The following is a 17099-nucleotide window of genomic DNA, read 5'->3' as shown; positions in this document are numbered from 1 at the left end:
TCCATCCCGTCCCCCAAGGAGTACCCATGATCCAGAACGAGATGAGCCGGCGGCGCCTGCTCGGGCTCGGCGTCGGGCTCGGCGCGGCGGCCACGCTGACACTCAGCGGCTGCGGCGGCGGCAGCAGCTCCGACAGCTCCGGCGCGTCCGGCAACGGCGGCAAGGACTACACCGGCCCGAAAGTCGACCTGAAGCTGTGGAACGGCTTCACCGGCGGCGACGGCGACATCTTCAAGACGCTCGTCCAGCAGTTCAACAGCGAGCACCAGAACATCGCGGTCAGCGTGATCACGTACCAGTGGGAGGACTACTACAGCAAGCTCCCCGGCGCGGTCTCCAGCGGTAACGGCCCGGACATCGCGGTCATGCACATGGACCAGCTCGCCACGTTCGCCGCCCGCGGCGTGATCACCGAACTGGACGACGTTGCGAAGGCGCTGGAGCTGAGCGAGGGCGACTTCGCCCCGACTGTGTGGAAGGGCGGCCTCTACAACGACAAGCGGTACGGCATCCCGCTGGACATGCACCCGCTGGGCTTCTACTACAACAAGGCGGTCATGCAGAAGGCCGGCCTGGACCCGGAGAAGCCGCCGGCCACCAGGGACGAGTACACAGCCGCGCTCACCGAGCTGAAGAAGTCCGGCGTGCAGGGCTTCTGGGTCAGCCCGTTCCAGTTCACCGGCGGCATGACGTACTACAGCCTGCTGCACCAGTGGGGCGGCACCGTCTTCGACGCCGAGGTGGCGAAGGCGACGTTCAACTCCGACCCGGCTGTCGAGGCGTGCACCTGGCTGGTCGACCTGATCAAGCAGGGCCACTCCCCCGCGAACGTCGGCCAGGACGCCGACTACCTGGCGTTCAAGAGCGGCAAGAACGCGTTCACCTGGAACGGCATCTGGCAGATCAACGACCTGAAGAAGAGTCCGAACGTGCAGTGGGGCGTCGCGCCGCTGCCGCAGATCGGCAGCCAGAAGGCCGCCTGGGCGAACTCGCACAACTTCACAATCGTCAAGCAGCGCTCCGCGAACGCCGACAAGACCGCCGGGGCGAAGGTGTTCATCAACTGGCTGAGCCAGCACTCGCTGGACTGGGCCAAGGGCGGCCAGGTGCCGGCCCGCAAGGCGGTCCGCGAGAGCAGCGAGTTCACCGCGCTCACCGAGGTCAACGCGCTCGCCCCGGAACTGGAGTACGCCGCGTTCCCGCCCGCCGCGCCCGGCCTGGGCGAGGTCATCCTGACCTTCTCAGCGCCTTCAACGAGGCGGCGCTGGGCAAGAAGTCGCCGAAGCAGGCGCTCGACGACGGCGTGGCCAAGGCGAACAAGCAGCTGGAGGACAACCGCAAGAAGTACGGGAACTGATCCGCCGTGGCGGACGTGATCGAGGTCGGGGCGGCGCGTGACGGCGCGCCGCCCCCGGCGCGCACCCGCCGCCGGGGCGCGACGGAACGCGGCAACCGGACGACGCCGTACCTCTTCCTCGCGCCGTACCTGATCCTGTTCGGCGTCTTCGGCCTGGCGCCGATCCTGTTCGGGGTCTGGATCAGCCTGCACCAGTGGGACCTGCAACTGCCCAACCGGCCGTTCGTCGGGCTCGGCAACTACCGGGACCTGTTCTCCAGCGACTCGGCGATCTACGGGGATTGGTGGTCGAGCGTCCGGGCGACAGGGATCTTCACGCTGTTCTCCGTACCGCTGCTCGTGGTCGTCCCGCTCGGGCTGGCGCTGCTGCTCAACCGCTCGTTCCCCGGCCGGACGTTCTTCCGGGCCGCGTTCTTCGCGCCGTACGTGCTGGGCGTGGCGGTGATCGGCCTGCTCTGGCGGTTCCTGCTCGACGCCAACCTGGGCCTGGTCAACCGGCTGCTCGGCGTGCTCGGGCTCCCCTCGGACACGCCCTGGGTGACCGACGTGCCGTGGGCCTGGGTGTCACTCGTCGGCGTGACCGTGTGGTGGACGTGCGGCTTCAACGCGGTGATCTACCTGGCCGGCCTCCAGGACATCCCGGCCGAGCTGTACGAGGCGGCCAAGGTGGACGGCGCGGGCGCGTGGGACCGGTTCCGCCACGTCACGATCCCCGGCCTGCGGCCGGTGATGCTGTTCGTCTTCACCACCACGATCCTCGCCTCGGCGAACGTGTTCGGGCAGGCGTTCCTGATCACCCAGGGCGCGCCCGGCGAACAGACCCGGACCGTGGTCTGGCGGATCGTCGACGAAGGGCTGCGGGACTACGACGCCGGGCGGGCCGCCGCGATGAGCGTGTTCTTCGCGCTGATGCTCGCAGTGGTGAGCGTCGTCAACTTCCGGCTGTTCCGCTACCGGGAAGACTGAGGGGACGACATGAGGAACATGCGCGCGGTGGCGCGGTACGGCGTACTGCTGCTGATCACCGCGATCTTCGTGACCCCGCTGGTCTGGATGCTGCTGACCTCGGTGAAGACGTACGACGACGCGCAGCGGGTGCCGCCCGGCTGGCTGCCGAACCCGTTCTCCACCTACGGCTATCAGCAGATCGTCGACAACGCGGCGAACCCGGTGCTGCGCTGGTTCGTCAACAGCATGCTGGCGGCCACCCTGCACACGCTGCTGGTGCTGGTGACCGCGTCGATGGCCGCGTACGCGCTGGCCCGGATGCGGTTCCGCGGCCGCAAGGTGCTGTTCGCGCTGATCGTGGGCACGCTGTTCCTGCCGCCCACCTCGCTGATCATCCCGAACTTCATCATCGCCGAGCGGCTGAACTGGATCGACACGCTCACAGTGGTGATCGTGCCGGGCGCGGCGAGCGCGTTCGGGGTGTTCTTCCTGCGCCAGTTCTTCCTGTCCATCCCGGCCGAGCTGGAGGAGGCGGCGGTGCTGGACGGCGCGAACCACTGGCAGGTCTTCCGCCGGGTGCTGCTGCCGCTGTCGAAGCCGGCCCTGGCGACGCTGGCGGTGCTGTCGTTCCTGACCAACTGGAACGACTTCCTCTGGCCGGTGTACGTGCTGTTCAGCCCGGAACGGCTGACGCTGCCGGCGGGCCTGGGCCTGCTCCAGGGCGCGTACGTGACCGACTATCCGGTCATCATGGCGGGCGCGGTGCTGGCGAGCGTACCGGTGCTGATCCTGTTCGTGTTCGCCCAACGGCACGTCATCCAGGGTGTCTCCCGCAGCGGCCTGAAGGGGTGAGCGGGTAAGGAAGGGCCCCTTCTTAACGCCTCCGGTAGCAGAAGGGCCCCTTCTTAACGCCAGGCGTTAAGAAGGGGCCCTTCCTTCGGGGGGCCCGCCTCAGGGGGTGGGGGCGGGCTCGGGGGTGTCCGAGTGCTCGCGACGGGCGAGCCGGTTCTTGCGGTGGCCGTACCCGAAGTAGATGACCGCGCCGAGCAGCATCCAGGCGAGGAACCGCAGCCAGGTCTCCACCGACAGGTTCAGGCTCAGGTAGAGACAGGCCACTGCGGTGACGATCGGCAGCACCGGCGAGAACGGCACCTTGAACGGCCGCTCCAGGTCGGGGCGGCGCCTGCGCAGGATCGGCACCGCGATCGCGACCAGCGTGAACGCGCAGAGCGCGCCGATGCTGACCAGGTCGGCCAGCGCGGACAGCGGCAGGAAACCGGCGAGCAGCGCCACCGCGACGGTCATGATCCCGGCGATCCGGTACGGGGTGCCCCAGCGCGGGTGCACCTTGGCGATGGCGGGCGGGATGAGCCCGTCGCGGGCGATGGCGAAGCCGATCCGGCCCATCGCCACCAGGTCGACCAGGATCACGCTGGTGAGCCCGGCGACGGCGGCGATGGAGACGAGCACCGCGGCCCAGCCGGCGCCGACCGCCCGGAACGCGGACGCGATGGGCGCGCCCTCGTCGATCTCGGTGTACTTGACCATGCCGACAACGACGAGCGAGACACCGATGTAGAGCACCGTGGAGATGAGCAGCGTGCCGAGCAGACCCAGCGGCAGGTCCCGCTTGGGCTTGCGGGTCTCCTCACCCAGGTTCGCCACGGCCTCGAACCCGGTGTACGCGAAGAACACCACTGCGGCGGCGGTGAGCACCCCGGCGAAGCCGAAGACGGACGGCTCCAACCCGAAGATCGCCTGGGTGACCGGCTGCTTGACGCCGTCGTCTCCGGCCCCGGCCGGCTCGGCGGACGGGATGAACGGGCTGAGGTTGGCCGCCTTGACGAAGAACAGCCCGGCGATGATGACGAAGGCACAGATCGCCACCTTGACCAGCACCAGCAGGTTGGTGACCCGGGCCGACTCGCGGATGCCGACGACGGCGACCACGCCGAGCACCAGCACGATGCCGATCGCGCCGAGGTTGACGACGCTGCCCTCCTCGGCGAACCAGGCGCTGGGCAGGCCGAACAGGTCGGCGAGGTAGCCGGACCAGCCACGGGCGACCACCGCCGCGCCGAGCGCGAACTCCAGCAGCAGGTCCCAGCCGATGATCCAGGCGACGATCTCGCCCATCGTCGCGTACGCGTAGGTGTAGGCGCTGCCGGCGGTCGGCACGCTGCTGGCGAGTTCGGCGTAGCAGAGCGCGGCGAGCAGCGCGACCAGGCCGGCGATGCCGAACGAGATCACCACACCCGGCCCGGCGCTGTTGCGCGCCTCGACACCGGTGAGGGTGAAGATGCCGGTGCCGATCACGATGCCGATGCCGAAGCCCATCAGGTCGACCGCGCCGAGCCGGCGCCGCAGGCCCGGTTTGCCGTCCTCGCCGTCGGCGTCGCCCTGGGCGAGCACGTCGCCGATCGGCTTGGTACGCAGGACCGACATCTGATCACCTCCCCCGCCGTGCGGCCGCCACGGTGGCGGTCCGTGACCGGGCAAGCTACCCAGCCGTTTTGCGCTCCAATCCCGCACGGTGTGTCTCGGAATCGTCACGATCCGGCCGATCGGACGACGCCGGACATCGATCGGCCCTCAGGGTCTTGCGCCGGGCACGGATAGATGAAAGTTTTCTACCGGAGGTATGGGTATCGCGGCGAATCTTGCCGTGACGCCCCGCCGCCGACCGTCCCCCCGGACCCGACGAAGGGACCGCACCGCATGAAGGCAACTCGGCTCGGAGCCGCCGCGCTGGCCGCGGCGCTGCTCGGCACGCTGGTCGCCGGCACACCGGCGCAGGCCGCCCCCGGCGACAACACAGGCACCGCCACTTCCCCCTCCACCGACTGCGTCACCGACCCGGCCACCCCCAAGCGCCAGTTCCGGGCCATGTGGATCGCCTCGGTGACGAACATCGACTGGCCCAGCAAGGGTTCCTGGACCGCGCCGGACCAGGTGGCCAAGCAGAAGGCCGAATACCTGGCCTGGCTCGACCTGGCCCAGAAGCTCAACCACAACGCCGTCGTGGTCCAGGTCCGCCCGACCGCGGACGCGTTCTGGCCCTCGCCGTACGAGCCGTGGTCGGAGTACCTGACCGGCGTACGCGGCAAGAACCCCGGCTGGGATCCGCTGGACTTCCTGGTCGCCGAGTCGCACAAGCGCAACCTGGAGTTCCACGCCTGGTTCAACCCGTACCGCGTCTCCATGCCCGCGCCCGGCGGCGCCGGCGCCGACCTGTCGCAACTGGCCCCGGACAGCCCGGCCCGCCAGCACCCCGACTGGGTCTTCGCCTACCCGCCGGCCGGCGTCGCCGGCAGCCGGCTCTACTACAACCCCGGCGTCCCCGAGGTCCGCGAGTTCGTCCAGACCGCGATGATGGACGCGGTCAAGCGGTACGACATCGACGGCGTGCACTTCGACGACTACTTCTACCCGTACCCGAGCGGCACCCACCAGGTGCCCGACGACGCCACGTTCGCGGCGTACAACAGGGGCTTCACCGACAAGGCCGACTGGCGGCGGGACAACATCAACCTGCTGATCCAGGAGATGAACGCCAAGATCAAGGCGGTCAAGCCGTATGTGAAGTTCGGCGTCAGCCCGTTCGGCATCTGGCGCAACGCGTCGGCCGACCCGAACGGCTCGGACACCACCGGCTCGCAGTCGTACGACATCATCTCCGCCGACTCCCGCAAGTGGGTCAAGGAGGAGTGGATCGACTACATCGTGCCGCAGCTCTACTGGTACATCGGCCAGTACCCGGCCGCCGACTACGCCCGGCTGGTGCCGTGGTGGGCCGAGCAGGTGCGCGGCACGCGGGTGCAGCTCTACATCGGCCAGGCCGACTACAAGAGCGGTGACCCGGCGTACGGGTCGTTCTGGATGAACCCGCAGGAGCTGTCGAACCACCTGACGCTCAACCGGTCGTACCCGGAGGTGCTCGGCAACGTGCACTTCTCCGCGGTGCAGGTGCGGGCGAACCGGCTCGGCGCCACCGACATCTACGCCGCCGAGCACTACTCCCGCCCGGCGCTGGTGCCCACCATGACGCACCTGCCGCGCAAGCCGCTGCTGTTCCCGGTGGTCACCAAGGCCCAGCGGGAGGCGGACGGGGTACGCCTGAGCTGGCGTCAGCCGGCCGACGGCATGGGCCCGCTCGGCACCGCCGCGTCGTACGCGATCTACCGGTTCGACGGGCACGGCCTGGCCGGGCGCTGCGACTTCGCCGACGCCTCCCACCTGGTCGGCACCGTCCGGGCCACGGACGGCGCGGTGCAGTCCTGGGTGGACACGACGGCGGCCGACGGCGCCCGGTACACGTACTACGTGACCGCGCTGGACCGGCTGGCGAACGAGAGCCCGGCGAGCCCGCCGCGCTTCGTGCGCTGACCCCCGTCGAATGCCCCCGGGCCGCCTCGCCGGCCCGGGGGCATTCGTCTGTTTGAGCGGATGTCAGCGAGCCGTTCCCCGGAGCATCGCCCCAGGTCGCCCACTTGATCGACACTTGCCGACATCCGGAGATCCCGGCCACCACCCGCGGAGGTTCCCGTGTCCCGTCGCCTCACCACCATCCTCGCCGCCGGAACACTCGCCCTGCTCACCATGCTCGGCCTGGCCACACCGGCCGCCGCCGCGGTGAGCACCCAGCAGAAGCTGTCCGTCCTGACCAGCTGGACGCAGACCAGCGCGTCCAGCTACAACGCCTGGAACAGCGCCCGGCAGAACCGGGCACCCTGGACGGAGTACGGCTTCGACTGGTCCACCGACTACTGCTCGTCCAGCCCGGACAACCCGATCGGGTTCAACTTCAAGCTCTCCTGCTACCGGCACGACTTCGGCTACCGCAACCACAAGGCGATGGGCGTCTTCTCGTCCAGCAAGTCCCGCCTGGACAGCGCCTTCTACGCCGACCTGAAGCGGGTCTGCGCCACGTACAACGCGGTGGTCCGGCCCGCCTGCTACAGCCTCGCCTGGACGTACTACCAGGCGGTGAGCGTCTTCGGCTCGGTCGCCGCCGTGTCGCAGGCCGACCTCGACCGCGCCGCCCGGATGAAGGCCGACGCCCAGCGTCGCGCCGCCGCGACCGCCTGACGTACCGCGCGGGGAGTCCGCCACCCGGCGGGCTCCCCGCCCTCGTCGGCCGCCCGGCTCAGCCCGTTGTGCTGCGCGGCTCGAACGCCGGCCACGAACCCGGCGTCTGCTTGCCGAACCGGGGCGAGTCGGCGGCCAGGTCCGGGTGCTCGACGTGCAGCGCCAGCGCCGCCACCTCGTCCAGCCGCAGCCCCGTCCCGGCGCCGTAAGCGGCGTCGAACGCCTCGTCGCCCAGCACCCGCCGCAGCTCCGTCTGCCGTGCCGACCAGTACGGGCCGTATATCCCCGGTGTGGCCCGCAGGTTCGCCCGGGTGGCCTGCGCCGCCCCGAACAGCCGGGCCGCCGCCAGCGCGTCCCCGGCGAGCGCGCAGCGAACCGCTATCGCGTTGATCGTATCGCAGGCCCGGCCCAGGTAGCCGTGACTCATCCGGGACCGCAACGCCACCAGCAGGTGCTCGTGCGCGGCGACCAGGTCGCCCCGGGCCAGGGCCACCATGCCGAGCAGCATGTCCACCGACCGGCCGCCCCGCTCGGCCGGCCGGGCCGCCTCGACCGGGCGGGCCGCGGCGAGCAGATCGGCCGCCTCGTCCAGCGCGCCCCGGCGCCAGAGCAGCTCGGCGAGGTTGTAGACGGCCAGGAGCGCGTCGCCCACCACGTCCTGCGCGTACGCCCAGTCGATCACCTCACGGCAGACCCGCTCCGCCTCGGCGAACTGCCCCATGTCGACCAGCGGCGCCGCACGACCGGCCAGCACCCGGGCCAGCAGCCCTCGGTCACCGGACTGCCGGGCGGCCGCCTCGGCCCGCTGCGAGTACCGCAGCTCCTCGCCGAACTCGCCGTCCGCGCCCGCGTGCAGCGAGTGCATGTGGTACGCGGCGGCCAGCTCGGCGTCCGGCATCACCTCGCCGGTCTCGGCAAGCCGGCCGTAGAGCCGGAACAGCCAGAGCCGCCCCTCCCGGGCCAGCCCGCGCTCCCGCCACCACTGGTCCAGGTCACCCGCCAGCGACAGTCCCGACCGGGCGCTGCCACCTGTGGCGCACCAGCGCAACGCGGCCCGCAACTCGTTCGCCAGCGGGTCGAGCGCGTACAGGGAGAGCGTCACCGGGCGGCCGTCCGGCCCCAGGTGCGCCCGGTCCAGCGCGTGCCGGCACCAGGCGACGTGCCGGTCCCGGGCGCTCTGCTCCTCGCCCGCCTCGACCAGCCGCCGGGCCGCGTACGCCCGGATCGGGTCGAGCATCCGGTAGGTGCTGCCGGAGGCGTGCGGCTCGGCCAGCACCATCGACTTGTCCACCAGCACCGAGAGCGGGTCGAGCGGGTCCTCGTCGAGCAGCCACTGCACGGTGGGCAGGTCCACCGGGCCGGCGAACACCGCCATCCAGCGCAGCAGCCGGGCCGAGCGCGCGCCGAGCGTCCGGTACGACCAGGTCACTGTGGCCTGGATGGTCAGGTGCCGCTCGCTCGCCGACCGCTGCACCGCCCGGGTCGCCGGGGTGGGCGGTGCGGCGCCGGTCGCGGCGGCCACCAGGTCCACCGTGTCCTGCTGGTTGCCGCTCCAGCCGGCCTCCACCGGCGGCGGCTCCGCCGTCTCCCGCCCGGCGTCGAGCGTGCCCAGCATGTCGTCCAGCCGCTCGGCCAGTTGCCCGGCCGAGAGCACCCGCAGCCGGGCCGCGGCAAGCTCGATGGCCAGCGGCAACCCGTCCAGGCGGCGTACCACCCGGTGCAGGTCGGCCTGCTCGGCCGGCTCCGGCGCCCGGCCGCCGCGGGCCACGGCGGTACGGTCCAGCAGCAGCGCCACCGCGTCGCTCCCCCCGCCGTCGGGGCCCTCGTCCACCGACAGCGGCGGTATCCGCCACACCACCTCGCCGGGTACGCCGAACGACTCCCGGCTGGTCGCCAGCACCCGCACACCCCGGCCACCGGCGAGCAACCGGCCGATCACCTCGGCCGACGCGGCGGTCTGGGCGTCGCAGGTGTCCAGCAGCACGAGCATCCGGCGCGGCGCCGCGTACTCCACGAGGGTGTCGACCATCGGCCGGCCGGGCTCCGGGCGCAGGCCGAGCACGGCGGCGATCTCGAACGCCACCAGCCCCGGGTCGGTCACCGCGGCGATGTCGACGAACCAGACGCCGTCGGGGTAGTCCTCGACGATCCCGGAGGCCAGCTCCACCGCCAGCCGGGTCTTGCCGGCGCCGCCCGCGCCGAGCACCGTCACCAGGCGGTACGCCTCGACCAGCCGCCCCAGCTCGGCGCGCTCGGCCTGCCGGCCGACGAACGAGGTGACCTGGGTGGGCAGGTTGTGTGCTGTCGCGTCGGCGGTACGCGGACGCGGGAACCGCCGCTCCAGCCCGGGTGCGACGAGCTGGAACAGCCGCTCCCGGTCGTCGAAGCCGCGCAGCCGGTGCAGTCCGAGGTCCAGCAGGGACACCCCGTCCGGCAGCGGGTCGGCGTGCCGGGCGGTGGCGGCGGAGCAGAGCACCTGCCCCCCGTGCGCGGCGGCGGCCACCCGGGCGGCCCGGTGCACCTCGGGGCTGGCGTACTCGCCGTCGCGGGGCTCGGCGTACCCGGTGTGCAGTCCCATCCGTACCCGGGGGGTGGCGTCCGGGTTGGGCCACTCGTGGCCGGCGAGCGCGCGCTGCGCGGTCAGGCAGGCGCGGACCGCGGCGGCGGCGTCGGGGAACGCGAGGAAGAACGAGTCCCCCTCGGTCAGCAGCTCCGCGCCGTCGGTGCCGGCCAGGGTGTCGCGCAGCAGCCGCCGGTGCTCGTGCAGGACCGGGCGGTAGACCGGGCCGAGCATCCGGGCCAGCCGCGTCGAGCCCTCGATGTCGGTGAACACGAAGGTCACCCACCCGCTGGGGAGGTGGTGTCCTTGCGACATACGTCGAACCTCCGCCCGGTGACGTCGGGTTCATGCTGCCCTATGGTCGTGCCGTCACGCATCGTGAGAACGGCTGGGCAGATTCCGCCCCAAGGTGCCAAAGGATCACACCGGCGGCAAGACCCCGATCGACCCGCGGGACGGACGGCGGAAAGTCAGCAGCCGCAGGAGCCGCCGCAGCAACCGCCGCCGCTGGGAATCCCACCGCTCGGAGCGGAGCCGCCCCGGCCGGTGACGGCCACCGTGGACAGCAGTTTCACCGTGTCGGCGTGGCCCTGCGGGCAGGTGGCCGGCCGTCCGGCCTCGGCCATCGGGCGGTTGACCTCGAAGGTGTCGCCGCAGGCGCGGCAACGGAACTCGTACCGGGGCATGTCCCAAGCGTACGGCCGGGCCTGACGTCGTCACCCGGATGGGTGATACTCGACGGGTGGTGGACGGCGAACGGCGAGCGACGGCCCGGCCCCTGCGACCCGCCGCGCCACCCGACGACGGCACCCCGCCCATCCCGCGGCCCCGCAGAGCCGGCTCCGATCCTGTCGAGAAGCCGCAGCTCGGTCCGGGCGCGAAGGCGGACGCCGAGCCCGGGTCGGGCGGGGACGAGCAGCCGGATTCCGGGCCGGAGACGAAGGCCGAGGCGGCAGCCGAGAGCGGCGGGCGGCGTCGGCGGATGCCGTTCGCGCACGCCGTCCGGACGCGCCCGAGGCAACTCACAGTCGGCGCGGCCCGGGCCACCCGCGCCTGGTCCCGGCGGCCCGGCGGCCGCACCACGCTGCCCGCGCTGTTCCTGCTCGCGCTGGTCGCCGCCGCCGCCACTGCCGGTGCGGTGGTCGTGCCGGCGGCGGTCGGCCGGCCGAAGCCGGTCGCCGAGGCCACGCCGTCGCAGAGCGTGCCGCAGACCGCAGCGGCGCCCGCAACGCCGCCGTTGCCGGAGCTGACCGGCCTGCCCGGAACCGCCGCGCCCACCGGCACGCCGCTGCCCGGTGCGACCACCGCGCCGGTGCTGCCCGCCGGGCGTCCCGCCGACGCGCTCACCGGCTGGGCGCAGCGGGTCGGCGCATTGACCGGCGTCCCCGTGGTGGCGCTCCAGGCGTACGCCTACGCCGAGCTGGTGCTCGCCCAGACCAACCGTGGGTGCCAGCTGAGCTGGACCACGCTGGCCGCGATCGGTTACGTCGAGTCGCGCCACGGCGCGGCCAACGGCGCCACGCTGCAAGCCGACGGGCGGGCCCTGCCGGAGATCAAGGGAGAGCCACTCGACGGGCAGGGCGGCCGGTCCCGGATCCTCGACACCGACCAGGGGCTGCTCGACGGCGACCGGGTCCACGACCGGGCGCTCGGCCCGATGCAGTTCATCCCGACCACCTGGCAGGAGATCGGCGCGGACGCGGACGGCGACGGCGTGAAGAACCCGCACGACATCGACGACGCGGCGCTGGCCGCCGGGCTCTACCTGTGCAAGGGCGGCCGGAACATGACCATCCCGGGTGACTGGTGGGGCGCCATCCTTTCCTACAACGATGTGCGTCGGTACGCCCAGGCCGTCTTCGACAAGGCCGACGAGTACGGCAGGCTCAGCCGCAACGTGAGGTGACGGCTCGCGTACATTCGCGGACTCAACCCTTCCCCCCGGCTGCCGTTGACGGCAAGCTAGACGGGTGATGGTGCGCGAGTGGGATCCCAGGACCGCGTCGTCCGCCGAGATCGCGTCCCTGCTGGACACGCTGAACGCGGTCCTGGCGGCCGATCTGCCGCAGGATCCGCCATGGCGGGAGAGCTCCATGCGGGAGTATCTCTCCGAGGTGATGCCCGGCGAGCGGCGGATCTCGTGGGTCGCGCAGGAGGACGCCGCCCCGGACGGCACGCCCGGGGCGATCCTCGGGCATGTGCACGTGCTGCTGCTCGGCGGGATCGGCGTGCTCGAGGTGCTGGTGCACCCGGCGATCCGGCGCAGCGGCGTCGGCCGCGAGCTGGTGCGGGTGGCCGCCCGCCGGGTCTGGGACGAGGGCTTCCAGTCGATCGGTGTGGAGGTGGTCGGCGACACCCCGGCCGTGGGGTTCTACGAGTCGCTGGGCTTCACCCGCGACTACGTGGAGACCCGCAGCGTGCTCGACCTGCGCTCGGTGGACTGGCCGGCGCTCACCGAGATGGCCGCCGAGGTCGGCGCGGGCTACCGCGTGGAGTTCTGGCCGGGTGGCCCGCCGGACGAGCTGATCGAGGCGTACGCGCGGGCCAAGGCCGAGGTGCGCGACTCCGACGACGTGGAGCTGCGGCCCAGCTCCTACGACCCGGACCGGCTGCGCGACAGCCTCGCCACGCTGCACCGGCGCGGCATGAAGCCGTACATCGTGCTGGCGCTGCACGAGCAGACCGGCGAGGTGGCCGGGTTGACCGAGGTGGTGGTGCCGGCGCAGCACCCGACCCGGGCCGACCAGTACGACACGATCGTCGTCCACGACCACCGCGGCTACGGCATCGACCGGGCCATCAAGGCGCGGATGCTGCTGGAGCTGCGTTCGGCCGAGCCCGAGGTGGCCGAGGTGCAGACCTGGAACGCGCAGGACAACGAGTCGATGCTGAAGGTCAACGCCGAGCTGGGCTACCGCCCCGACCGCGACTGGTGCGAATACGGTGTGGACGTGGCCGAACTGGTGCACCGGCTGGACAGTCACCGCTGACCGTTCACCGTCCGGCCATCGAAGGGCTGGACGGTGTACCCACGAGAGCCTTAACGTTCGTTAGTTCCTGTCCACCCATCGTGGAGGCCCCATGCGCCCGCGCCGCACCCTCGCCGCGCTCGCGACCACCGCCGCCGTCACCCTCACGGCGATCGCTGTCGCACCCACCGCGGCCAGCGCCGCGCCCACCGACCTGTTCATCTCGGAGTACGTCGAGGGGTCGTCCAACAACAAGGCCGTCGAGCTGTACAACGGCACCGGCGCCCCGATCGACCTGGGAGCCGGCGGCTACCAGCTCCAGCTCTTCTTCAACGGCGCCACCACCTCGACGAACGTGGCCCTCACCGGGACCGTCGCCGCCGGTGACGTGTTCGTCTTCGCCGCCGCGGCGGCCGCGCCGGCGATCCTCGCCCAAGCCGACCAGACGTACTCCGGTTCGCTGTTCAACGGCGACGACGCGATCGTGCTGCGCAAGGGCGGCACGGTGGTCGACTCCCTGGGCCAGGTCGGCGTCGACCCGGGCAGCGAGTGGGGCAGCGGCCTCACCAGCACTGCGGACAACACGCTGCGCCGGCTGCCCTCGGTGACCGCCGGCGACACCGACCCGGCGGACGCGTTCGACCCGGCCGCGCAGTGGGCCGGCTTCGCCACCGACACGTTCGACGGCCTGGGCAGCCACACCGTCGGCGGCGGCGGACCGGTCGACCAGCCGCCCACAGTGGCCTGCGGCGGCGCGCTGACGCTGTCGGCGGGCGCCACCGCGACCCGCGAGGTGACCGCGACCGACGCCGACGACACGATCACCGACCTGGCGGTCACCTCGGTCGTGCCGGTGCCGGCGAGCGGCTCGATCAGCCGTACCGCGTTCACCCCGGCGACCGCCGACGGCGGCACGGCGACCGCGACGCTGACCGCCACCGGCCTGCCGGCCGGCGGCTACGCGGTCACCGTGACCTCCACCGACACCGACGGCGACAGCGCCACCTGCACGCTCACCGTGCAGGCCACGAGCGTGCTGTCGGTCGGCGAGGTGCAGGGCCGCACCGCCGACGACGAGGACGGCCGCACCGACCGGTCGCCGCTCGCGCCGGCCAGCGGCAACGGCACCAGCTCCACGCTGTACGACGTACGCGGCGTCATCACCGGCATGTCCCTGACCCGCAGTTCGGCCGGGGCCGACCAGTGGGGCTTCTACCTCCAGAGCCGGCTCGGCAGCGAGGACGGCGACCCGCTGACCTCCGACGGCCTGTTCGTCTTCATGGGCTCGTTCACCACGCTGATCGGCGGGTACGCCCCGACCGTCGGTGACGAGGTCGTGCTGCGCGGCCGGGTCTCCGAGTACTTCAGCCAGACCCAGCTGTCCAGCGCCTCGCTGGTCCGCAAGCTCGACTCCGGCCTCGACGTGGACACCGTGGTCCGGGTCGACGACGCGGTCCCGCCGGCCGAGGCGGCCGCCGCCGACCTGTTCTGGGAGCGGCACGAGGGCGAGCGGATGCGGGTACGCGCCGGCAGCGGCGTCTCCGCGCCCCGGCACATCTACTCCTCCACCGCCGACTCCGAGATCTACGTGCTGGACCGCGAGGACCCGGTGATGAAGCGGTCCGACCCGTACGCCCGGCGGGTGTTCCGGGACGCGCACCCGCTCGACGACATCCCCGGCACGCTGTTCGACAACGACAACAACCAGCGCATCCTGCTGGGTGCGGGGGGTGTGAAGGCGACCGCCGGTGACTCCCGGGCGCTGCTGCCCGAGGCACGCACGTTCGACACGCTCACCGAGGACGCCTACGGCTCCGTCTCGTACGCGTTCAGCAAGTACAGCGTGCAGCCGGAGCAGCTCACGCTGACCGGTGGCGCCGACCCGGCCGCCAACCACCCGCCGCAGCCGGCCGACCGCGGCAGCGAGGTCGCGATCGCCACCTACAACGTGGAGAACCTGTACGACTACCGCGACGACCCGTTCGACGGCTGCGACTTCGCCGGCAACACCGGCTGCCCCGGCGTCAGCCCGCCGTTCGACTACGTGCCGGCGAGCCCGGAGGCGTACGCGGCCAAGCTGGCCGTGCAGGCCCGGCAGATCGTCCAGTCGCTGCACAGCCCGGATCTGATCCTGGTGCAGGAGGCCGAGGACCAGGACATCTGCTCGGTGGTCGACGGCGCTCTGGCCTGCGGCGACACCAACAACGCCGACGGCGCGCCGGACACCGTGCAGGAGCTGGCACTCGCCATCGCGGCCAACGGCGGCCCGGCGTACGCCGCCGCGTACGACCGGACCGGCGCGGACGCCCGGGGCATCGCCTCGGCGTTCCTCTACCGGACCGACCGGCTGACGCTCGCTGAGGCGACCGCCGCGGACCCGCTGCTGGGCTCCGCCCCGACCGTCCAGTACCGCTCGGCGGCGCTGCCGTCCAACGCAGACGTGCAGAACCCCAAGGCGCTCAACGCGGTGCTGCCGGCCGACGTGGACCGGTCGACCGGGGTGGACGGCAGCAACGTCTACACCCGTGCGGCGCAGGTGGCCCGGTTCACCGTGAAGGCCGGCCCCGGATCGACCGAGCGGTTCACGCTCTGGGCGGTCGCCAACCACTTCTCGTCCGGACCGGACAGCCGGGTCGGGCAGCGCCGCGAGCAGGCCGCGTACGGGGCAGCGATCGTCCAGGCGGTCGAGGCGAGCGACCCGAACGCCCGCGTGGTCTACGGCGGGGACCTGAACGTCTTCCCCCGCCCGGACGACCCGATCGCCACCGCCCAGAACCCGACCCCGTCGGACCAGCTCGCCCCGCTGTACGAGGCCGGGCTGCACAACCTCTGGGACGACCTGGTGAAGGACGCGCCGGCGTCGGCGTACTCGTACACATTCAGCGGTCAGGCGCAGACGCTGGACAACCTCTTCGTGAACGACCCGATGCACGACGACCTGGTGCAGGTACGGACGGCGCACATCAACGCCGACTACCCGACCGACGCGCCGGAGTTGGGCGACCGGGGTGCCAGCGACCACGACCCGCAGGTGGCCCGGTTCCGGTCGCGCGCCTCGCTGCGGGTCGCGGACACCTCGGTCACCGAGGGCGACAAGGGCACCAGCACGATGACGTTCACCGTCACCGTGTCCCGCCCGCTCTCCGAGCCGGCCCTGATCTGCGCGGCCACCTACGGCACCACCGCCCAGGCCGGGTCGGACTACGACCCGTACGTGGGCTGCCGGGTGCTGGCCGCGGGCCGGACCTCGCTGACGTTCCCGGTCACCGTGCGCGGTGACCGCAAGCGCGAGACGGACGAGAAGCTCACGCTGTACGTGGCCGGGGTGCCGGGCCTGCGGCTCGCCGACCCGTCCGGCGTCGGGAGGATCCTGAACGACGACTGAGCGGTGTGCCGCGCGGCGGCCCGTCGATCCCCTCATGGGCGGATCGGCGGGCCGCCGCGGTATCCGCACCGCTGCGGATCGGGCGGAGGCGGCACGCTCCGGTACTTGGCCACCCGCACCTCCCACTGGCTGCGGCGGCGCAGCCAGTCCCGGACCTCCCGGTTGCGGTAGAACGTCTCCGGCGGGCGGGCCAGCCCGTACCGGTCGGCCCACCACTCCCCCGGCTCCGGGTCGGTGATGACGTCGAGGTGGGACGGGTACCGCCGCTCCGCGCCGTCCCGCAGGTCGGCCCGGTCACGCATCGGCTTCAGAACCCGGCCGGCCTCGTTGACGACCACGAGCCGGAAGCCGGCCGTGCCGACGATGCGCGACAGCATGGCCAGGCTCGGCGTCAGCGTCCCCGCCTCGATCCGCCCGATCGTGCTCGGATGCACCCGGGCGAACCGGGCCAGCTCTCGTTGGCTGGCGTCGGCTCGGCGACGCACCGCCCGGACGATCCCCGGTGCCGGGAACGGGACGTCGAACGGCTCGGTGAGCAGCGCCGGCCCGTCGCCTCCCGCCGCCACGGTGGGCACGCCGGGTGCGCCAGGCACGCCGGGTGCGGCACAGGCTCCCGTCCCCGTCCCCGTCCCCGCGCCCGTGGCAGCGGCGGTGGCGGTGCCGCTGTGGGCGCCCGTGGCGGTGCCGGTGGCGGCGCCCGCCTCCGGCTCGGTGTCGGCGATGTCTGTCACGCCGCCCACGGTCCCGTCTCCCGCACCGGCCCGGCAACCCCGCTGCCCGCCCCTGTGGAAA

Annotated in this window: 12 protein-coding genes; 8 read left to right on the top strand and 4 right to left on the bottom strand. The window is 72.3% G+C overall.

The genetic code is table 11. The features are described 5' to 3' along the window. Positions 1 to 26 precede the first annotated feature (26 nt). Genes FHX31_RS00740 through FHX31_RS00730 form a run of 3 tightly spaced genes read left to right on the top strand, consistent with a single transcriptional unit; the run spans position 27 to position 3157 of the window. Complete coding sequence (locus FHX31_RS00740; protein WP_387029984.1) at positions 27 to 1376, top strand: ABC transporter substrate-binding protein; 1350 nt, start codon at positions 27 to 29, stop codon at positions 1374 to 1376. Then, complete coding sequence (locus tag FHX31_RS00735; protein ID WP_184974574.1) at positions 1364 to 2323, top strand: carbohydrate ABC transporter permease; 960 nt, start codon at positions 1364 to 1366, stop codon at positions 2321 to 2323. The genes FHX31_RS00740 and FHX31_RS00735 overlap by 13 nt, the downstream gene beginning before the upstream one ends. A gap of 9 nt (positions 2324 to 2332) precedes the next feature. After that, complete coding sequence (locus FHX31_RS00730; protein ID WP_030269210.1) at positions 2333 to 3157, top strand: carbohydrate ABC transporter permease; 825 nt, start codon at positions 2333 to 2335, stop codon at positions 3155 to 3157. A 99-nt stretch (positions 3158 to 3256) separates the two neighbouring features. On the opposite strand, the gene FHX31_RS00725 is transcribed toward FHX31_RS00730, so the two are convergent. Further along, positions 3257 to 4750 carry an amino acid permease gene (locus FHX31_RS00725; protein ID WP_013288735.1) on the bottom strand — a complete coding sequence of 498 codons (1494 nt, stop codon included), beginning with the start codon at positions 4748 to 4750 and terminating at the stop codon, positions 3257 to 3259. A 273-nt stretch (positions 4751 to 5023) separates the two neighbouring features. Here FHX31_RS00725 and FHX31_RS00720 point away from each other — a divergent pair, with 273 nt between their 5' ends. After that, positions 5024 to 6691, top strand: coding sequence for a glycoside hydrolase family 10-like protein (locus tag FHX31_RS00720; protein WP_013288736.1), 1668 nt, complete (start codon positions 5024 to 5026; stop codon positions 6689 to 6691). Positions 6692 to 6850: 159 nt separating this feature from the next. Beyond that, positions 6851 to 7393: a phospholipase gene (locus FHX31_RS00715; protein ID WP_184974572.1), complete on the top strand. Its 543-nt coding sequence runs from the start codon at positions 6851 to 6853 to the stop codon at positions 7391 to 7393. Between the two features lie 58 nt (positions 7394 to 7451). Here the strand turns inward: FHX31_RS00715 and FHX31_RS00710 are convergent, their stop codons facing one another. Continuing rightward, positions 7452 to 10268 carry an ATP-binding protein gene (locus FHX31_RS00710; RefSeq protein ID WP_013475161.1) on the bottom strand — a complete coding sequence of 939 codons (2817 nt, stop codon included), beginning with the start codon at positions 10266 to 10268 and terminating at the stop codon, positions 7452 to 7454. A 155-nt stretch (positions 10269 to 10423) separates the two neighbouring features. After that, positions 10424 to 10639 carry an FmdB family zinc ribbon protein gene (locus FHX31_RS00705; RefSeq protein WP_013288739.1) on the bottom strand — a complete coding sequence of 72 codons (216 nt, stop codon included), beginning with the start codon at positions 10637 to 10639 and terminating at the stop codon, positions 10424 to 10426. Between the two features lie 56 nt (positions 10640 to 10695). On the opposite strand from FHX31_RS00705, the gene FHX31_RS00700 reads away from it, so the two are divergent. From FHX31_RS00700 to FHX31_RS00690, 3 genes are all read left to right on the top strand, one after another. After that, positions 10696 to 11859, top strand: coding sequence for a lytic transglycosylase domain-containing protein (locus tag FHX31_RS00700; RefSeq protein ID WP_486481718.1), 1164 nt, complete (start codon positions 10696 to 10698; stop codon positions 11857 to 11859). Between the two features lie 67 nt (positions 11860 to 11926). Beyond that, on the top strand, positions 11927 to 12943 hold the full coding sequence (locus FHX31_RS00695) for a GNAT family N-acetyltransferase (RefSeq protein ID WP_091330738.1): 1017 nt from the start codon (positions 11927 to 11929) through the stop codon (positions 12941 to 12943). Between the two features lie 91 nt (positions 12944 to 13034). Beyond that, positions 13035 to 16307 (top strand): lamin tail domain-containing protein, encoded by a 3273-nt coding sequence (locus FHX31_RS00690; RefSeq protein ID WP_184974567.1) that lies wholly within the window; start codon positions 13035 to 13037, stop codon positions 16305 to 16307. A 32-nt stretch (positions 16308 to 16339) separates the two neighbouring features. Here the strand turns inward: FHX31_RS00690 and FHX31_RS00685 are convergent, their stop codons facing one another. After that, complete coding sequence (locus tag FHX31_RS00685; RefSeq protein WP_486481644.1) at positions 16340 to 17038, bottom strand: helix-turn-helix domain-containing protein; 699 nt, start codon at positions 17036 to 17038, stop codon at positions 16340 to 16342. Positions 17039 to 17099 lie beyond the last annotated feature (61 nt).

The sequence above is a fragment of the Micromonospora sp. CNZ286 genome (assembly GCF_014207755.1).
The sequence above is the reverse complement of the archived record's forward strand: the minus strand, read 5'-3'. Positions and strand labels throughout refer to the sequence as shown.

Bases quoted from the DNA above. Each gene is read 5' to 3' on its own strand.
- FHX31_RS00725 (WP_013288735.1), bottom strand. From the start codon at position 4,750: ATGTCGGTCCTGCGTACCAAGCCGATCGGCGACGTGCTCGCCCAGGGC.
- FHX31_RS00695 (WP_091330738.1), top strand. From the start codon at position 11,927: ATGGTGCGCGAGTGGGATCCCAGGACCGCGTCGTCCGCCGAGATCGCG.
- FHX31_RS00690 (WP_184974567.1), top strand. From the start codon at position 13,035: ATGCGCCCGCGCCGCACCCTCGCCGCGCTCGCGACCACCGCCGCCGTC.
- FHX31_RS00740 (WP_387029984.1), top strand. From the start codon at position 27: ATGATCCAGAACGAGATGAGCCGGCGGCGCCTGCTCGGGCTCGGCGTC.
- FHX31_RS00705 (WP_013288739.1), bottom strand. From the start codon at position 10,639: ATGCCCCGGTACGAGTTCCGTTGCCGCGCCTGCGGCGACACCTTCGAG.
- FHX31_RS00710 (WP_013475161.1), bottom strand. From the start codon at position 10,268: ATGTCGCAAGGACACCACCTCCCCAGCGGGTGGGTGACCTTCGTGTTC.
- FHX31_RS00730 (WP_030269210.1), top strand. From the start codon at position 2,333: ATGAGGAACATGCGCGCGGTGGCGCGGTACGGCGTACTGCTGCTGATC.
- FHX31_RS00720 (WP_013288736.1), top strand. From the start codon at position 5,024: ATGAAGGCAACTCGGCTCGGAGCCGCCGCGCTGGCCGCGGCGCTGCTC.